At 70.3% G+C, this 17719-nt stretch carries 17 protein-coding genes and 3 pseudogenes; 8 read left to right on the forward strand and 12 right to left on the reverse strand.

All coding sequences use genetic code 11. From position 1 onward, the window contains the following. Positions 1 to 89 precede the first annotated feature (89 nt). Positions 90 to 757, reverse strand: a pseudogene (locus ABZU69_RS32185) (helix-turn-helix domain-containing protein); the annotation flags it as partial. 188 nt (positions 758 to 945) lie between these two features. Here ABZU69_RS32185 and ABZU69_RS32190 point away from each other — a divergent pair. Beyond that, entirely contained in the window at positions 946 to 1632 is a 687-nt protein-coding gene (locus ABZU69_RS32190) for a hypothetical protein (RefSeq protein ID WP_354968063.1), read from the forward strand. Beyond that, positions 1629 to 1940, forward strand: a complete 312-nt coding sequence (locus ABZU69_RS32195) for a transcriptional regulator (RefSeq protein ID WP_354968064.1) — start codon at positions 1629 to 1631, stop codon at positions 1938 to 1940. The genes ABZU69_RS32190 and ABZU69_RS32195 overlap by 4 nt, the downstream gene beginning before the upstream one ends. Positions 1941 to 2749: 809 nt before the next feature. On the opposite strand, the gene ABZU69_RS32200 is transcribed toward ABZU69_RS32195, so the two are convergent. Both ABZU69_RS32200 and ABZU69_RS32205 read right to left on the reverse strand, forming a co-directional pair. After that, positions 2750 to 3352 (reverse strand): hypothetical protein, encoded by a 603-nt coding sequence (locus ABZU69_RS32200; protein ID WP_354968065.1) that lies wholly within the window; start codon positions 3350 to 3352, stop codon positions 2750 to 2752. Between the two features lie 106 nt (positions 3353 to 3458). Further along, a pseudogene (locus tag ABZU69_RS32205) lies at positions 3459 to 3533 on the reverse strand (DUF4440 domain-containing protein); the annotation flags it as partial. Positions 3534 to 3656: 123 nt separating this feature from the next. Here ABZU69_RS32205 and ABZU69_RS32210 point away from each other — a divergent pair. Next, entirely contained in the window at positions 3657 to 4124 is a 468-nt protein-coding gene (locus ABZU69_RS32210) for a hypothetical protein (RefSeq protein WP_354968066.1), read from the forward strand. Further along, positions 4124 to 4576, forward strand: a complete 453-nt coding sequence (locus ABZU69_RS32215; RefSeq protein WP_354968067.1) for a hypothetical protein — start codon at positions 4124 to 4126, stop codon at positions 4574 to 4576. Before ABZU69_RS32210 ends, ABZU69_RS32215 begins: the two co-directional genes overlap by 1 nt. Before the next feature lie 318 nt (positions 4577 to 4894). Here the strand turns inward: ABZU69_RS32215 and ABZU69_RS32220 are convergent, their stop codons facing one another. Beyond that, complete coding sequence (locus ABZU69_RS32220) at positions 4895 to 5833, reverse strand: SDR family NAD(P)-dependent oxidoreductase (protein WP_354968068.1); 939 nt, start codon at positions 5831 to 5833, stop codon at positions 4895 to 4897. Between the two features lie 169 nt (positions 5834 to 6002). Here ABZU69_RS32220 and ABZU69_RS32225 point away from each other — a divergent pair, with 169 nt between their 5' ends. Further along, positions 6003 to 6908 (forward strand): LysR family transcriptional regulator, encoded by a 906-nt coding sequence (locus ABZU69_RS32225; RefSeq protein WP_354968069.1) that lies wholly within the window; start codon positions 6003 to 6005, stop codon positions 6906 to 6908. 45 nt (positions 6909 to 6953) lie between these two features. Here ABZU69_RS32225 and ABZU69_RS32230 read toward each other — a convergent pair whose 3' ends face one another. The 6 genes and pseudogenes from ABZU69_RS32230 to ABZU69_RS32255 form a co-directional block, all read right to left on the reverse strand. Then, the gene (locus ABZU69_RS32230; protein ID WP_354968070.1) at positions 6954 to 7880 is read right to left on the reverse strand and encodes an acetamidase/formamidase family protein; all 927 of its coding nucleotides are present in this window, start codon (positions 7878 to 7880) and stop codon (positions 6954 to 6956) included. Between the two features lie 55 nt (positions 7881 to 7935). Continuing rightward, the gene (locus tag ABZU69_RS32235) at positions 7936 to 8154 is read right to left on the reverse strand and encodes a hypothetical protein (RefSeq protein WP_354968115.1); all 219 of its coding nucleotides are present in this window, start codon (positions 8152 to 8154) and stop codon (positions 7936 to 7938) included. Between the two features lie 1043 nt (positions 8155 to 9197). Then, positions 9198 to 9353 (reverse strand): annotated as a pseudogene (locus ABZU69_RS32240) (WGR domain-containing protein); the annotation flags it as partial. 152 nt (positions 9354 to 9505) lie between these two features. Beyond that, the gene (locus tag ABZU69_RS32245) at positions 9506 to 10303 is read right to left on the reverse strand and encodes an SAM-dependent methyltransferase (RefSeq protein ID WP_354968071.1); all 798 of its coding nucleotides are present in this window, start codon (positions 10301 to 10303) and stop codon (positions 9506 to 9508) included. Positions 10304 to 10429: 126 nt separating this feature from the next. Further along, positions 10430 to 10810 (reverse strand): YccF domain-containing protein, encoded by a 381-nt coding sequence (locus tag ABZU69_RS32250; protein WP_354968072.1) that lies wholly within the window; start codon positions 10808 to 10810, stop codon positions 10430 to 10432. Further along, positions 10807 to 11967: an ROK family protein gene (locus tag ABZU69_RS32255; RefSeq protein WP_354968073.1), complete on the reverse strand. Its 1161-nt coding sequence runs from the start codon at positions 11965 to 11967 to the stop codon at positions 10807 to 10809. Before ABZU69_RS32255 ends, ABZU69_RS32250 begins: the two co-directional genes overlap by 4 nt. 41 nt (positions 11968 to 12008) lie before the next feature. Here ABZU69_RS32255 and ABZU69_RS32260 point away from each other — a divergent pair, with 41 nt between their 5' ends. Beyond that, a complete protein-coding gene (locus tag ABZU69_RS32260; protein ID WP_354968074.1) occupies positions 12009 to 13235 on the forward strand; it encodes an MFS transporter in 1227 nt (408 codons plus the stop codon). 57 nt (positions 13236 to 13292) lie between these two features. Beyond that, positions 13293 to 14144, forward strand: coding sequence for an ABC transporter permease (locus tag ABZU69_RS32265; RefSeq protein ID WP_354968075.1), 852 nt, complete (start codon positions 13293 to 13295; stop codon positions 14142 to 14144). Here ABZU69_RS32265 and ABZU69_RS32270 read toward each other — a convergent pair. Next, the gene (locus ABZU69_RS32270) at positions 14053 to 15678 is read right to left on the reverse strand and encodes a glycoside hydrolase family 43 protein (protein ID WP_354968076.1); all 1626 of its coding nucleotides are present in this window, start codon (positions 15676 to 15678) and stop codon (positions 14053 to 14055) included. The genes ABZU69_RS32265 and ABZU69_RS32270 overlap by 92 nt on opposite strands. Before the next feature lie 235 nt (positions 15679 to 15913). Between ABZU69_RS32270 and ABZU69_RS32275 the strand changes: the two genes are divergently transcribed. Further along, positions 15914 to 16936, forward strand: coding sequence for a LacI family DNA-binding transcriptional regulator (locus tag ABZU69_RS32275; protein ID WP_354968077.1), 1023 nt, complete (start codon positions 15914 to 15916; stop codon positions 16934 to 16936). A 65-nt stretch (positions 16937 to 17001) separates the two neighbouring features. On the opposite strand, the gene ABZU69_RS32280 is transcribed toward ABZU69_RS32275, so the two are convergent. Then, on the reverse strand, positions 17002 to 17709 hold the full coding sequence (locus ABZU69_RS32280) for an ElyC/SanA/YdcF family protein (RefSeq protein WP_354968078.1): 708 nt from the start codon (positions 17707 to 17709) through the stop codon (positions 17002 to 17004). Positions 17710 to 17719: the final 10 nt, after the last annotated feature.

Here is a 17719-nt window from a genome sequence, read left to right on the forward strand (position 1 = left end):
CTCGCACGGGTCAGATCCGGAGAGTGCTGACCCGCCAGCCGCTACCGACGCCGAGTCTGCTCCAAGAACCGACCCGACAGAACCCATGAGATCCGGTCGAACATCACCTCGCCGCCACCGCGGCCGAAGCGGGCAGTGAACTGCTTGCCGTTGTCGGTCAGCACCTCGTCCGGAATCCCGAACCGTTGCAGGGCCCCGGCGAAGGCGTGACAGACGGCCCGGCCGGTGGCGCGACGGACCACCTGGGCGATATCGCAGAATCGGGAGTGGTCGTCCACGCCGGTGACGACCTTTGCCTCGCCGCCGTCAGCGAGCTGGATACCGCCGACAATGTCGAGCTGCCACAACTCCATCGGCCTGCCGCGTTCCCACCGCCGGTAGTCCTCTCGCCGGCGCCGACGAGGTGTCGGGTCGATCAGGCCGTGTCGCACCAGTACCGGTAGATGGTGCTCAACGATGGCACCGGGCCCGGGCAACCGCGGCGGCCCAGCTCGTAGTGCAACCGCCGCTGGCCCCAGCGGGGATGGTGGAGTCGCAGTTCGCAAATCAGCGCCTCCACCTCATCAGGAGTCTGGGCGGGGTGCGCATGCGGTCGGTGCGATCCGTCGGCCAGACCGTCCAAGCCGTGATCGCGATACCAGCCCAACCAGCGATGCACCGCCTGACGCGAGACGCCGAACCGTTCGGCGACCTCCGTCACCGACAAGCCAGCTTCGACTTCCAGTACTGCCCGGTAACGCTGCTCCGTCACGCTCAACTCCACCAGCACTCGGCGGAGTGTCACCCATCAAGTGAAGCCACCGTGTAACGCATCAAGCGGAGTCGGACACGCGCTGCCGCGTGTGATCCGACAACTGATGCGCGACACATCTCCGCCACGTGATGCGCAACCGCGCGATGAAGCTAGGGGCCCATCAGTGCGCCTCGGGACGTGCGGATCTGCCGATGGTCGGGCGTTATGCGCGACGACGATTGTCCGACCTTGGGACTATCAGGCAGCGGAGCAAGCTCAGTCATGGCGCAGGTCAGCGCTCTGCTCCGCAGACGCCTGCGGTCGGCGCGCGGATCGAGCAACTACTTGCCGGGCGGGAAAGTGAATGCTACGTTCCACGTGAGAAAGTACTGTCCGCACAGGCATGGAGGTGGGTCATGGCCAACGAGGTACGCCCCGACGAGGCCGCCGGGGCGCTGACGGAGATCGCCCGACGCCGGGAGCAAGTGGTCACCTTGACGATCATCCCCACCTGGTTCTGGTGGGCCACCGCGGTTCTCATGGTTGGCTTCTCGGTCGCCGTCGAGACCCGGCGGCCACTGGTGATCGGCATCGCAACGGCCGCGTTCGTGTTCGGCACCCTCATCGTGACGGGCCGGCTCGTGCTCGGCATCGTCGGGCGCGCCCAGCCGCGCAACGACCTGCTCCGGCCGACCGGCGTCCTGGCTATTCTCGGTTTCGTCGCGGGCATCCTGGCCGTCTCGTTGCCGACGTCGTTCGCGCTGAAGGCCGCCGGGGTCCGCTATCCCGCGACCGCGGGCATTCTCCTGGCCGGCCTATTCATGGTCGTCGGCGGGCCATTGCTGATGCGGTACCTGGGTCGCCTCATGCTCGACGATCGCGCCGGCGGCCCGAAATGATTAAGCCACGATTCGACGAACTCATCCACGCCCCCACCCGGCTCTCGATCGTGTCACTGCTCGCGGCCACGGAATGGGCCGACTTCAAGTTCATCCGCGACAGCATCGGCCTGTCCGACTCCGCCCTCTCGAAGCAGTTGACGACGCTCGAAGAGGCCGGCTACGTCGAGATCCGCAAGGGCTTCGTCGGGAAGCGCCCACGCACGTCAGGCAGGCTCACCAGCGTCGGACGGGCCGCGTTCGACCAGCATGTCGTCGCGTTGCAGGAGATCGTGGCGAGGGCCGGCGCGACCGTCCTGCCGCGTTAGTCCGCAGTAGATCCGTACCCTTAAGTTCGACGGCGATCTCCGTGATGATGTGCCCTGGTGAGGCTCGTCAAGGTGATCCCGCATCAGTCGGGTGCGCGGATCTGGCGATCAGCGCGCGAAGGTGTCGCAGATCAGTTGGCGGATGAGTGTCGCGCATCAGTCGACGTAGGACACACGCGCTGCCGGCGAATTGGTTCAAACTTTCTGTACGTCTTCAAGGCGGCCCGAGACGGGCCGCACGCGCCGCCGCCTGGGCGCGCGTCCGACGCTCCGCTGTCGCTCCACGCCGGCCACGCAGAACGCCCGTCGGCTGGCGCGGAAAGCGGGAAGCCCGGGGGCCGCCGCAGACGGTAGCGCCGAGGGTGGTTGAGGTTCGTGGGCCGGCAGGCGGCCGGGCCGCGCCCGAGCGGCGCGGCGCAGGGAAGGGCACGCCGGGTCCGCGCGGCGGGTTGCGGCGGCCTACCGGTCGTGGTTACCGCGCCTCCGGCGGGGGCGCAACGACTCCGAGATGGCCAGGGGTCCGTCGGCGGGTCGCGGTCCGCGGGTGGTTGCGCAGCGCCATCCCGCCAGCCGGCGACCCGGGCGAGCCGAGCAGACCACAGCCCGGCCCGCCAGCGTCCGAACGTGCGTCAAGGTCCGCTTGACGTGGCGGGCCGGGCGGTGGCCGGCTCCCCAGGAGGGCGGGTCGGCGGCGGACGGGATGGCGTTGGCCTTGTTAAATCGGTGTGGTGAGCCGAGTTGAGACTAACCGTGACCTATTTGTCGCATTGTTGGCGATCGGCGCGAAGGCGGTGGAGCCGCCGAACCAATCAGCGGGTGGGCAGCAGCGCCACGAGTTGCCTCAGTCCGGCGGCAAGAGACTGGTAGCCGCTGCTGGAGAGCTTGTCCTCCTCCCGTAGCTTGGCCACCTTCTGGCCAAACTCGGCAAGCTTGTCCCGGGCCTTGTCGGCCTTACCATCCGCGAGCTTCTCCGCGGCTTCCCGCAGCCGCTTCGTCAGTTCCTCACCAGCATCCGGCTTCAACTCCCCGTCCTGAACGAGCCCGAGGACCGTGGTGTGCAGTCCCGCGATGAGGTCGACCGGGCGCAGGCTAGGACGAGGGGACGGCTTCGCCGAGGCCGAGGAGGAAGGGGACGCCGACGGCGCACCGGCCACCTCGGATTCGGCTGCCTCTGGTACCGCAGCGTCCGTAGCCATGGGAGCCGCCGCTGGGGAACGGGATGGCTCGGTATCGCCACTGGAGAACACGACCATGACGGTGGCAAGGACGACCGCGACCAGCGCACCAGCAACGGCAGCCCACATGAACCAGCGCGTCTTGTCACGGCCAGCTTCTGCCTGTCCGCCGGTTAGCCTCAACAGCACCGTCGGCGGGTCTATGCCCGACTGGTCAGGACTAGGCGTGGCAGACATGGCGGACATCATGCCACAGCGCCATGGCGCCCTTGCTCGCAAGTCCGGCCTGATCAGCGGCGTTCCTGTTCCTTCCGGGCGGCTGCCTCAGCGGGTCGGCGGGCGCGAACTGCGGCTGGTTAAGCAGACGCAACCAGCTTCCGTCCGGCTGGCATCGGACAACCTGTGCGCGGGCTCCCGAGCGGCCGCTGACCAGCGGGGATTCGAACCAGTTCGAATCATTTGGCCGGCGGTTGCGGACAAACGTTGACTGTGCCGGTCCTGAACCGCCTCCCGGCGGGGCACCGAGAGTACGGAGGCACCATTGACGACCTTGCGATCGCGGATCATGGCGATACTCGCCGCGCTTGTCCTGAGCACAACCGGGAGTGCGATCCTCGCCGGCCCGCCAGCGCAGGCCGCGACCGGGACCTGTTCGGGCTCCAAGGTCGGTGGCTTCGACCTGTACGGAGACGTGGCCATCAACGGTTCGACGAAGTACGGGTATGTCGAGATCTACTACAGCGGCGGATACAACTGCGCGCGGACCGTGTCGAGTGCGAACACCTGGGGCGTCAGCAAGGTCATGTCGGTCGAGCTGTGGGTCTGTTCATCCGGCACCAGCAACTGCCGACTGCTGGCGGCGAACGACCGGGACCACGGCACGTACAGGTACTACGCCGGTCCGGTGAGCGCCTACGCCAGCGGAAAGTGCATCTGGGTCATCGGCAACATCTACTACCCGCCGACGGACTCCAACGCCGGCGACAACAGGTCGGGATGGTGCGGCTGATGTCCACGATGCGACGCTCGTTGGTGGCCTGTCTCGTGGCTGGGATCGTCGCGGCGGGAGCTCCGGCCGTTGGCCCGGCACCGGCCAGCGCCGCAGCCGGGTACGGGGAGCAGTGCGGATCCAGCTACCAGGAAATCGACGACAAGGTGCTGCTCACCAGCGGTGGCCAGTACTTCGGGCACATCTACCTGATGTACAGCGCGCAGACGAAGATGAACTGCGTCGTCGCGGAGAAGTCCAGCTATGTCGGCGTCGCGACCTGGATGAACGCCAAGGTGGAGACGAGGGGTGGGCGCGTCGCCCAGGACCCGGGCAACTACCGCTACTACGCCGGGCCCGTCTATCTCTACGCCCCGGGCGAGTGCGTCCGCTACTCCGGCGTCGCGTACAGCGGGCCGAACAAGACCGGGACGCTCAGCTCGTACTCGTCGCCCTTTGGCTGGTGCGGCTGACGACCGTGGTGTGGGTCGTGCCGGGCAGGTTCGCTGCCCGGCACGACTGCGTCATGGGCCGTCCGGAAGGGCGGTCGTTGTCCGGGGTGTCAGCCGGCGGTGCAGGAGCGGACCTGTGGTCGGGCGCTGCTGTTGCCGTATGCTGGATCATCCCCGTCGTGACGCTCGATCCCAGGCTGGAGCCAGCGTGCGGACCGCCTCGAGGGTGGCGGCCCGCTGCCGTGAACGCTGACTCGATCACGCTGTTGCATGATTCGGCTCAGGGCGTGACCCGGAAACCTGCCGGAACTATCGGCACGGTCGGGCCGGAAGCTCCGGTCAGCCGCGCTGTGCGTCGGCGAGCATGTCGAGCGACACCTGCCACAGGCGCTCGGCTGCTGCGGGGTCGAGCGCGTGGTCGGCGACGCCCACAAGCGGTGCCTCGGGGTTGTAGCGCGGCGCCTCGTTGCAGTCCTCGAAGTACCGGCCGCCGATGCCCTCCAGCTGCGGCCAGGCCGCGAGCAGCACGGAGGTGGCCGCGCCCTGCTGCGGGGTCTTGAAGTCGTACGCCGGAAGCTGCGCCAGGTCCTCCTCGGTGAGGTGACGCCCCAGGTTGCTGGTGACCGCGCCCGGGTTGGCCGCGTTGACGGTGATGCCGTCGCCGGCCCAGCGCCTGTTCGCCTCGACCGCGAACAGCGCGGTGGCCGTCTTCGACTCGCCGTAGGCGAGGAGACGGTCGTAGGGGCGCTCACGGAAGTTGACGTCGTCGAAGACCATCGGCGCCTGCACGTGTGCGATCGAGCTGAGCGACACCACGCGGGCCCGGCCGGCCGCCGCGAGGGCCGGGTGCAGCCCGTTGGCGAGCGCGAAGTGGCCGAGGTGGTTGGTCGCGAACTGCAGCTCCCAGCCCTCCGCCGTCCGCGTCTCGGGGGTCGCCGACACCCCGGCGTTGTTGACCAGAATGTGCAGCGGGCCTTCCCAGGCGCTGACGAAGGCAGCGACCGACCCCTGGTCGGAGAGGTCCAGGGGAACGACCTGGATCAGCTGGCTCCCGGTGGTGGCGCGGATGTCCTCCGCTGTCCGCTCGCCGGCGTCCACGCTTCGTACCGCCAAGGTCACCGCGGCGCCCGCGGCTGCGAGCGCTCGGGCCGTTTCGACACCGATGCCCGACGAGGCGCCGGTGACGACGGCGCGCTGCCCGGTGAGGTCGACGCCGGCGACGACGTCGCCCGCGGTGGACCGGGCGTCGAAAGGCGTGGTGACGCGCTGTGCATTCATGATCGTATTCCTTAGATAGCTCGTGGTTTCGTGTCCGGGGGCGACGATCGGGCCGGCAACTGTGCTTCGGCCCGACGGGTACGCCCGGCGATCGCTCCAGGAACCATCCTGCGCGGCGGTCTTCGAAGCGCCCAACACACGCTTCCTGGCATGGCTACAGTCTGTCCCTGTGACCACCCCTGAACTGCGGCAACTGCGCTATTTCCTGGTGCTCGCGGAGGAATTGAGCTTCACTCGGGCGGCCGCCCGCCTGATGATCGCCCAGCAGTCCCTGTCCCAGCAGATCACCGCCCTGGAACGCATCCTCGGGGTGAAGCTGTTCGAGCGCGACAGCCGCGGCACCACCCTGACCGACATTGGCGCCCTGTTCGTCGCCGAGGCCCGTGCCGTGACGGACCGTGCCGAGGAGGCCGTCGCCGTCGTAGGACGGGCCCGGCGGGGAGAGGTTGGCAGCCTCAACGTGGCCTTTCTGACCTCCGTCGCCAACCACCTTCTGCCCCCGGTGGTCCGAGCCGTGCGTGACCAACTACCCGACCTTCGCCTGACGACCGAGTCCACCACCATCGCGCCCCTGGTCGAGGGGGTCTTCGGAGGGCGTTACGACGCCGCCTTCACCCGGACTCCGCTCACCGCCGGCCTGCATTCGATGACCCTGGCGACCGAGCCGGTGTGCGCCGTACTGCCCGAGGGTCACCCGCTCGCCGAACGCGCCGAACTGAAGCTCGCCGACCTGGCGAACGAACCGTGGGTGATGACCCCGCGCAGCTCGTGGGAACCCTGGCACCGCGCCTACGACGACCAGTTCCACGAAGCGGGCTTCGTCCCGGACATCGTCCAGGAGGAAGCCAACGTGCAGAGCCTGCTCGGTCTGGTCGCCGCGGGAATCGGAGTCACCCGGCTCGCCCGCTCGGCACGCAGCCTTCGCCGCACCGGCGTGGTGTTCGTCCCGCTGACCGGCGCCGTCGCGCGCACCGAGATGGTGTGGCTGTCGGGCAACACCTCACCCGCGCTGCACCGGCTCCTGGACGTGGTCACCGAACTCTCGGCAACGACCGACCTCACCGAGACCGGCTGAGCAGGGCGCTCCCCGTGACACGCGAGCCCCCGGACGGGCCACTCCTCAGCGCAGCGCGTCGTCGCGGAGTACGGCGTGCGCGCCGACGGTCTGGTTGACGATCTGCGTCACCCGTACGTCGACCGCGACGCTGGCCAGCGCGACGGCGTCCGGACGGCTGACGCCGTGCAGCCGTTGCATCAGGGTCAGCATCGAGTCCAGCGCCATGAAGGTCGCGTCGTCGAGGGTCGCTCCGACGCCGAGCGTCAGCCAGGCGTCCGCGGTTCGGGCCACCGGGCCGGTGACCGGGAAGTCGTCGCGGACGTCCACGGTCAGCGTCACCTCGTCCATCGGACACTCGATCGCGGTACCGCCGACCTCGCCGTCGCCCTGCGCGGCGTGCCCGTCCCCGACGGAGAACAGTGCCCCGTCGACCGGGATCGGCAGCAGCAGGGTGGCGCCAGCGGTCAGGTCCTTGCAGTCCAGGTTGCCGCCCCAAGGACGGGGCGGGACCGTCGAGTGCCGCCCCGGCTCGGCCGGCGGCATGCCGAGCACCCCCATGAAGGGGCGCAGCGTGACCGTGTGGCCATGCTGGTTGCGGCCGGTCATCGCCACCGGGTCCAGTGCCCAGTCGTGCACCACCCCGTCCTGCTCGACGCCGTACCGCTCGTTGAAGCCGCTCGGCCAGCCACCCGCCACGGTGGTTCCCCAGGCCGCCGGGACGATCGCGTCGATCCGCACCTCGAGGGTCTGGCCGGCGCGGGCGCCGCGGACCGCAACCGGACCGATCAGCGCGTGTCCGTGGTCGGGCTGGTGCTGCGGGACCCGCGGCCGGTCCCGGTTGCGCCCCCCGGGGTACGGGCCGGCCGACCACCAGCAATCCAGGGTGCGGTAGGTGACGGTGTCACCGGCGTCGATGGTCAGCACCGGCGGGAGGTCGGGGGAGAAATGACCGTGCAGGGTCTCGTCGCCCGGTGTGAGGGTGTGTCGCATCCGGGCAGGCTAGTTGCTGCCGCCGGAGCAGGGTAGATCCTCAACGCCCGGCAGCTCAGCGCAGCCGACGGATGTCGCCGTACGCCCGGTAGAACCCACCTCGGCCCGACTCGCGGACCTCGGTCACCAGGTAGCGGGCGCCGGGCTCGCGGATGCCCTTGGGAAACTGCACCGACCAGTCGCGCCGGTAGCCTTCGGACACCACCTGGACCCGCATCCGCCCCCGATCGGTCAGGCACTGCACCACCACGCCCGCCCCGGCGTCGCTGGTCACCTCGACCACCGTCGGCTCCACGGTCCGCGGCGCCTGGCGGGGCGCCTTGACGTCCAGCACGTCCGGCACGTCCCCGGCCTGGGCCGCCCGGATCGCCGACTCGCTGGCGTCGATGCAGGCCAGATGGCCGCCGGTGGTGACGACGTAGAGCCGATCGCCGTGGTATTGCATGGAGTACGCCGAGCCACAGCCGGTGCCGAGCTTCCACAGCCGGGTGCCCGCCGCGTCGAAGCAGTAGATCGAGGACTGGCTGTCGCCGGCGAACACGAACGGCCGCCCTCGGCGGTGGCACAGGAGAAGACCGGAGCGTCGCACCGGTAGCGGCGTTCGACCCGGCCGTCCTTGGCCAGCCGCACCACCTCGCGGGTGCCCGTACCGGCGAACACGCTGCCGCGCTCCTGCCACCCGAAGAGCACCGAACCGGTCGTGGTGTGCCAGAGCTCGCGGCCGGTACGCCAGTCGTAGCCGGTCACCCCCTGGGAATGGCCGTGGTAGAGCGCGTCGGTGTCGCAGCGCACCATCCAGGCCGAGCGGCCCCGCCCGGGCCGGCGCCAGAGGAACTCGTCCTCGTGGTCGACGGCGGCGATCCCGCCGTCGGCGTCGGAGACGCCCAGGACGCCGTCGTGAATGTCCAGCCAGTAGATGTCGATCTCGGGGGCGATCGCGTACGCCACCCGGGGCACCTTGCCGGAGAGGTCGTAGACGTTGCCGTCGTCGCAGCCCGCGTAGACCCAGGCGTCGTCGGCGACGATGCACTTCACCCCGTCGGGGAGCCGGACCTGACCGCGCACCCGGGCGTCGTGGCCGAGGGTGGTGATCACGCCGTGCTCGTTGCCCACCATGCAGTGCTGCTCGTCGACGAAGATGCCGAAGGCGGGGGCACCGGAGTCGTAGCGCCAGAGCACCGGGGCGGTGCGGGCCGTGGAGCGGGTGCTGACGATCTGCCGCCGGGACACGCTGCGCTTCTGTCGGGCGCCGGGGACCGCCGGGGCGTACCCCTTGCGGACCTTCTCCCCGATCTTCTTCGCGGCGGCCGCTCGAGCCCGGGTGTTGTCCGGATAGGCGTTTGCCTTGACCTGCCCCTGGTCACCGATCCGGCCGTATCGCACGGTCAGTGTGGTGTCGTCGACGACGACCTCGTAGAACTTGTGCGCACCATCCACTTCGGACAGTTCGAGGTAGGTCGTCTCCTGCGGCATGGGGGCCTCCGAGGGGGTCAGCGACCGGCCAGACGTGGCCGGCGCGGCGACAGTGCCCACACGCTAACCGCGCCCTACGACAAGATCGGCGGCTGCCGGGCACCCGCCGGCGCGACGCAGCCGGCCGACCCGACCGGCTGCGTCGGGACGATTCAGGGCTTGCGGGCCACGGCGCCGTACGCGTCGATTCCCTCGGCGTCGGCGTCGTCCGGACGCCACAGCGGGATCGGCACCAGGCCGGGCTCTACCATGGTCAGCTCCGCGAAGCAGCTGGCGAGATCCTCCGGGCTGCGCAGGATGTACGGGACGCCGCCGCTCTCCGCCAACCGCTCGGCACCGGACACGACCGCCGGACTGGTGTTGGTGCCGTCCCACAGCACCAGGTGGCTGCCGGACGTGGTCGCGTCCATCGTCCGTCCGACGATGGAGCGCACGACCGCCAGGTCGGGCTCGTAGCCCAGCACGCCCATGTACATCACCGCGATGGGCTGGTCGAAGTCCAGCGTCTGGGCGGCCTCGGCGAGAATCTTCTCCGGGTCGTGGTAGTCGGCGTGCACGTAGGTGGTGACGCCCTCCGAGGTCGTGCTGGCCAGCAGCGCCCGGGCGTGCACGAGGACCATCGGGTCGTTGTCGACGTAGACGATCCGTGACTCGGGCGCGATCCCCTGGGCGACCGCGTGGGTGTTCTGCATGGTGGGCAGGCCGGTGCCGATGTCCAGGAACTGCCGGACGCCCGCGTCGGCGGCCAGGTAGCGCACGGCCTGCACCAGGAACCGGCGGGACTGCTGCGCCATGACGACGATCTCCGGGTAGACCTCGGCCACGGCGTCGCCGGCTGCCCGGTCGGACTGGAAGTTGTCCTTGCCGCCCATCCAGTAGTTCCAGATTCGCGCCGCGTGCGGCACCTCGGGCTCAAGCTTCGCTGCGAGTTCGGCATCCGGGCCGGCCATGCCAGGCTCCTATCGAAGGTTCGTCAGGCTGTGGACCGCCGCTGCGGTACGCCCGGCATCGTACCCGCGCGTCCACTGTCGACGGTGCCCGGCGCGGCGCCACGCCATCTGTCGCGGGCAGGTGGGTCACGGCGTGTCGACGACCTCGCGGCCGAGGGGCCAGAACGCGGCCGGGACGAGCTTGAAGTTGGCGATGCCGAACGGGATTCCGATGATCGTGACGCAGAGCGCGATGCCGGCGAGGATGTGGGACAGGGCGAGCCACCAGCCCGCCAGCACCACCCACAGGATGTTGGCCAGCCCGGAGGCGACACCCGCGCCAGGCTTGGGTACCAGCGTGCGGCCGAACGGCCACAACGAGTAGACGGCGAGACGCATTGACGCGACGCCGAAGGGGATGGTGATGACCAGGACGAAGCAGATCAGCGCGGCGATGCCGTAGCCGATCGCCAGCACGATGCCACCGCCGAAGATGAGCCACAGCACGTTCAGTACGAAGCGAATCACCGTTCCAGCATGAGCGACGCTCGCCACCGGCCAGTGCGCTGGGGGAGGGGCGGATTGGATTTTGCGAGCGGGGCAAGGTCCGGAATGCCGTACTGGTTGTCTAGGACCTGCATGGCGGCGCCCGCGGCGATCGCGTCCGCGCCGAGGCTCGACAGGGCCACGTCCGTGCTGAGCCAGTCCCTGCGCCGCGCGTCCGCCTGGACGGCCTGCTCGACCGCGGCGAGGTAGGTGTCCGCGTGCCGCAGGAGATCCGCGCCCGCCAGCACCACGTGGGCGAGGTCGAGTGTCTGGAGCAGGTTGACGACGCCGACCGCCAGGACGCGTGCCGCGCGAGGGATGTCTCCCGCGTCGGCGGCCTGGTTGTGGACGATCTCCAGGCAGCCGTGGCGTCCGCAGACGCAGAGGGGCCCGTCCAGATCGACGACCGTGTGGCCGAACTCTCCCGCGTTGGTGTGTGCGCCGCGGTGGGCGCCGCCGCCCAGCCAGAAGCCGCCGCCGATGCCCGACTCGACCATGATGAGGGCCGCGTCGCCGAACGTCCCGCCATGACGCCATGCCTCGGCCGTGATCCCCGCGGCGACGTCCTTGTCGAGATGCACCGGCAGGCCCAGGTACGCCTCGGCGATCTCGCGCAGCGGCACGTCGTGCCAGTGCCGCAGACCGTGTGCGTCACGCACCAGGCCATGCTCGTGGTCCAGCGGGCCGATCATGCCCAGCCCCACGCCGGTCAGTCGGCCGCGGAGGTCGTTGCCGCTGGTGATGGCGTCGATGCCAGAATTCAAGGTGTGCAGAAGCTGCTCAGGGATGAAGTCGCTGGGTAGCGGGCTGACCGCCGAGTGGTGCACGGCGCCGGCCAGGTCGACCAGGACCAGCCGCAGAGTGCGCCTGGCGACGTGGGCGCCGATGGCGTACCGGCTGTCGGGGACCAGTTCGTAGACCACCGCGGGCTTGCCGATGGACGCGCGCCGGACACCGGCGGACCGGATCAGGCCGTCGGCGATCAGGCGGGCGATGACCTTGGAGACAGCCTGCGGGGTCAGGCCGGTGGCGTTGACGACGGTGGACCGCTCGAACGTCCGCGCGGTACGTCCCACCGCCATGACGAGCGCCTGGTTGTAGCCGCGCAGGAACGTCACGTCGGCTGTGGTGCGAGTCATCTCACCACCCTATTACGCAACGCTGTTGCTAAATTCTCTCCGTGCATGGATTGAGCAGAGGTCGACGCCTGGCCGCGGTCGTCGCCCTGGCCCTGGGTGGCGTCGCCATCGGCCTGACCGAGTTCGTGGCGATGGGCCTGCTGCCCGAGATCGCGCGCGGCCTGCTGCCCGAGCAGTACGCCCAATCGTCGTCGGGCGCGGTGGCCCGGGCCGGTTGGATGATCACCGCCTACGCGCTCGGCGTGGTCGTCGGCGCGCCCCTGATCGCCGCCCTGAGCGCGCGCGTACCCCGCAAGAAGCTCGTGCTCGGGCTGCTCGTCCTCTTCGCGGTCGGCACGGTCGCGTCCGCGGTAGCCCCGACGTTCGGCCTGGTGCTGGTGGCGCGGTTCGTCGCGGCGCTGCCGCACGGTGCGTACTTCGGTGCGGCCGGCCTGCTCGCGGCGGCCCTGATGGGTCCGGGCAAGGAGGCGCGGGGCTTCGCCACCGTGCTCAGCGGCCTGACCATCGCCAACGTGGTGGGCGTACCGCTGATCACCCGGCTCGGGCAGGGCGCCGGGTGGCGCGTCGCCTACCTGGTCATCGCCGGGGTCTTCCTGCTCACCCTGCTGGCGGTGCTGGCGGTCGTCCCGGAGGTCGCCGCGGCGGCGGGCGGCTCGCCGGGCGCCGAACTGCGGGCGCTGCGCACCTCGCAGGTCTGGCTGGTCGCGGCGACGGGGGCGGTCGGCTTCGCCGGATTCTTCGCGGTCGACTCCTACATCGCGCCGGTCACCACCGACGTCGCCGGGCTTTCGGCGACGACGGTGCCGTGGGCGCTGGTGGCGGTGGGGCTCGGCATGACTGTCGGCAACGCCCTGGGAGGTTGGCTCGCGGACCGGGACCTGCGCCGGAGCATGATCATCGGCTTCGTCGCGATGATCGCGAGCATCGCCGTGTTCAGCCTCGTCGCGTCGACCCGCACCGGCCTGTTCGTGGGTGCGTTCCTGGTCGGCGCGACCAGCCTCTATCTGGGCCCGGTCCTGCAGGCGCGCCTGATCACCGTCGCCCCGGGAGCCCAGCTGATGGGTGCCGCGGTCAACCAGTCGGCCATGAACATCGCGAACAGCCTGGGCGCTGCGCTGGGCAGCGTCGCCATCGCCGCCGGTCTCGGTTATCTCGCACCCGCCCGGGTGGGCCTGGCCCTGGCGGTCCTCGGTCTGGTCCTGGCCGGGGTCAGCCTCGCAGCCGACCGACGCGCGCGCGAACCAGAACCGGTCGCCGTCGCGCACTGACCCACCGGGCGGGGACGTGGGCACGCGTCCGGGTCAACGCGGCGGGAAACTGATCTCATGTCCTCGACGATGCTGGTGGTCGGCCCGAAGCTTGCCGTGGCGCTGGTGGTCCTGACCCTCGTGGCGGCGGTCGTCGTGACCGTGGGGAAGCTGGGTCACGGTCGAGAGGTCATGGTCGCCGCCGTCCGTGCCGCGATCCAGCTGGGCGCCGTGTCGCTGCTGATCACGGCCATCGTGTCGTCGCTCTGGGCCACGGCCGCGTTCGTCGTCCTGATGTGCGTGGTGGCGGCGGGCACGTCCGGCCGACGCATCACCGGCGGCGGCCAGGGATGGTGGGCCGGCGCGCCGATCGCCGCGGGCAGCATGCTGGTGGTGCTGGGATTGCTGCTGGCGGGTCTGGTGCCGCCGCGTGGCATCGCGATCATTCCGGTGGCGGGAATCCTGATCGGCGGGGCGATGACCGCCACCTCGCTGGCCGGTCGCCGCGCCTTGGACGAGCTGACCAGCCGTCGCGGTGAGGTGGAGGCCGGCCTGGCCCTGGGCCTGCTGCCACGGGACGCCGTGCTGCTGGTGTGCCGTCCGGCGGCCGGACAGGCGCTGGTCCCGGCACTCGATCAGACCCGGACGGTGGGCCTGGTGACGCTGCCGGGTGCGTTCGTCGGGGTGCTGCTCGGTGGGGCGAGCCCCCTCGCCGCCGGTGTGACGCAGCTGGTCGTGCTCGTCGGGCTCCTCGCCGTCGAGGCCGTCGCCGTCGTCCTCACCGTCGACCTGGTCGCCCGTGGCCTGCTCCAGCGCGCCGGATCGGGGCCGCAGCGGCTCAACGCTCCCGGTAGGTGGCCAGGTCGAAGTCGGCGTAGGCGCCGTCGCGGCCGAGATCCTGCACCCACAGGCCGAGGAACGCTCCGGTGAAACCCCACGCAGCCGGCTCCCCGTCGATGATCAGCGCGGCGTGCTCGTCGGACAGGATGGTCGCGTCCAGGTCCACCGGAAGCTGGCGCCAACCGGCGCCGAGGTCGTAGTCGAAGCGCACGACAGGCCCGTCGAACGTCGCCCTCAGTCCGACGCGAGCGACGTCGCTGGCGTCGACGGTCAGCTCGGGGTACGGGATGCGCCGCCCGTTGTCGGAGCTGAGCAGCTCCAGGACGATCCGCCCATCGTCGGCGCGGCTCAGGTAGAGGTGGTGCCAGTTGAGGGTGTTGTAGTAGGCGGTGATTCCGGCGAGCTGGCGGTGGTCGACCGGGTCGAACTCGACCACGGTCTCCAGCGAGCAGCGCGTCGCCCCGACGCGCCGCGCGACCAGACTGGGGCTCTGCCGGCCCACCGGCGACTGCCCGCCGTGGATCCGCAGGTGCGACGGACGGGAGCGCAGGTCGAGCCAGTCCGCGCTGGCCGGCCGGCGCAACGTCGACCAGCAGCGGCCCAGCTCCGGGGCGTCGAAATGGTCAGTGGCGGGCTCCGCCGGCCACGGGTGCGCCGGCAGGTCGGGTGCGGCGACCTCCTCCGCCGGCACCCCGCCGGGGATCCGAGGCCAGCCCCCCGACGGCCAGTCCACCCGCTGGATCGCGGTCTCCCGGCCGAGCACGCAGCTGCCCAGCGGCGAGTAAGGGCGGCCGGCGAGGTGCGCCAGGTACCAGCCGCCGTCCGGAGTGCGAACCAGACTGCCGTGGCCGGCCTTCTGCAGGCGCAGGTCGGGTCGGCCGACGGAGGTGAGCAGCGGCCCGTCCGGGTCCACCTCGTAGGGCCCGAACAGCTCCCGTGACCGCGCCACGGTGACCTGGTGCTCCCAACTGGTGCCACCCTCCGCGGTGATCAGCCAGTACCAGCCGTCGTGGCGGTAGAGGTGCGGACCCTCGGTCATCCCGACCGGGGTTCCGGTGAACAGGAGACGGGGTCGGCCGACGAGAGCCCGCGCCATCCGGTCGTACTGCTGGATCTCGATGCCGCCGAAGCGGTCCCGGCCGGGTCGCCAGTCCGCGCTCATGCTCAACAGCCAGGTGGTGCCGTCGTCGTCGTGGAACAGCGCGGCATCGAAACCGCGCCCGTGCAGCTGTACCGGATCCGACCAGGGGCCGGCGATGTCAGGCGCGGTGACCAGGTAGTTCTGCGGATCCCAGTAGCCGCTGGCGAAGCTGGCCACGTCGCTGTAGACGAGGTGGAACTCGCCGTCGTGGTAGGTCAGGTCAGGTGCCCACACCCCGTTGGAATCCCCGCAGCCGCGAAGGTCGAGCAGGCGACGGTCGGTGATGATCCCGTCCAGGGTCCGCCAGTGCACGAGGTCGCGCGAATGGTGTACGCGCACCCCCGGGTACCACTCGAACGTCGAGGTGGCCAGGTAGTAGTCGTCGTCGACGCGCAGGATCGACGGGTCAGGGTGGAACCCGGCGAGGACGGGGTTGCGGATCGACCGGGCAGCGGTCGCCGTGGCAGCGGTGTCGGTCGACACGAGGGCTCCTCTGGGCGGCTTTCGGAAACTTCCGGGCCTACTGATCGGTGGCTGTGGAAGCACTGACTACGCTAGCCGCTCTCTTCGCAATTAGACAGAGACCTTGACCAGTGTGGAAACGACTCGTAGCGTGCCGGCCATCGATTGATAGTACCGGTGAAGCAACGGAAGTTCCGGAGACGGCCTTCGAACCATCGAGCCGACCTGAAGACTCCAGCCAGACGGAGGGCCGACCGTGGGCTCCGACAACCACCGAAACGTCACCATCGCGATGATCGCGCGGTTGGCGGGTGTCTCCGTGCCCACGGTCTCCCGGGTCATCAACGGCCGCTCCGACGTCGCCCCCCGCACGCGAAAACGGGTCGAGGAACTCCTCACCCTGCACGGCTACCGCCGCCGTTCGCCCGTCAAGGAGACCGATGCCGCCCTGATCGACCTGGTCTTCAACGACCTGGACAGCCCATGGGCGGTGGAGATCATCCGTGGGGTGGAGGACGTCGCCCTGGGCAGCGGCGTCGGCACCGTCGTCTCGGCCATCCACTGGCGCATCTCCTCGGCGAAGCAGTGGCTCGCAAACATGCGCGCCCGCTCCACCGACGGGGTCATCTTCGTGACCTCGATGGTGAACCCGCCGCTCCAGGCCGAGTTGAGCCGGCTCCATCTCCCGGTGGTCATCATCGACCCCGCCGGCATCGACCCGCAGGCGGCGCCCACCATCGGCGCCACCAACTGGGCGGGCAGCCTCAGCGCCAACCAGTACCTGCTCGGCCTCGGCCACCGCCGCATCGGCTTCGTCGCCGGTCCACCGCACCTGATGTGCAGCCGGGCCCGTCTGGACGGCTACCGCGCCGCCCTCGGCGCCGCCGGTATCGCTGTCGACGACGCGTTGATCCGCCCCGGCAACTTCTACCACGAGGCGGGCTACACCGCCGGTACGCAACTGCTGTCCCTGCCCGACCCGCCCACCGCCATCTTCGCCGCCAGCGACCAGATGGCGCTCGGCGTCTACGAGGCGGTCCGCAAACGTGGCCTACGGGTGCCCGACGACATCAGCGTGGTCGGCTTCGACGACCTGCCGGAGGTCCAGTGGTGCTCCCCGCCGCTGACCACGGTCCGCCAGCCCCTGGCCAAGATGGGCATGCTGGCCGCGCGTACCGTGCTGCGGCTCGCCGCCGGCGAGACGATCGAAAGCCCGCGCGTCGAACTCGCCACCGACCTCATCGAACGCGACAGCGCCGCAGCACCCCGGCACCGCTGACGGTACGCCGCTCGGGACCGCCGGATCCGCGTCGCTGGGTGGGGCGGCCAGGACCGCGACCCTCGTCAACCCTTGCGAAGAGCGTCGTCGACGCCGGTCTCGCGGCGGCCGAGAAGGGCCGGGTCCCGACCGGAGAGCAGGTCCAGAGCCGCCTTCAGGCAGGCACCGTACTCGCGGGTGGAGCTGACCCGCCACGGTCGGGCGTACCGCTTCACGGTCTCGTCGCCCACGCCGTTGGCGTCGATGCCGAGGCGCCTGCACAGAGCCACGGCGCGGGGTAGGTGGAAGGACTGGGTCACCACGGTCGCGCGCCGCACCCCGAAGATCCGTTCCGCCCGCGCGCACGAGTCGTACGTGTCGAAGCCGGCGTGGTCCAGCACCACCTGCCGCGCCGGCACGCCCCGGTCGACCAGCCAGCGCAGCATCGCCCCGGGCTCGTTGTAGTCGGCGTTCATGTTGTCGCCGGACACCAGGATCGCTCGAACCTTGCCGGCGTCGAACAGCCGCCGCGCGATCTCCAGCCGGGCGGCGAGGAACGGTGACGGCTCACCGTCCGCCTGCACCTTGGTGCCCAGGACCAGGGCGACCGGCGCGTCCGGCACACCCGCCTCGCTGTAGATGTGGTCATCCGCGTCACCGCGAATCCACACCACGCTGGCCAGGGTGCCGCCGCTCAGCAGCACCACACCGGCGACCAGCACGAGGAGGACACGGCGGACGACCCGTCCGCGCTCCCCGTACCACCGTCGGACCGCACCGATTCGTCCCCGCATGCCGCGGGAT

It is taken from the genome of Micromonospora sp. NPDC005206 (assembly GCF_040608175.1).
GTDB lineage: Bacteria > Actinomycetota > Actinomycetes > Mycobacteriales > Micromonosporaceae > Micromonospora.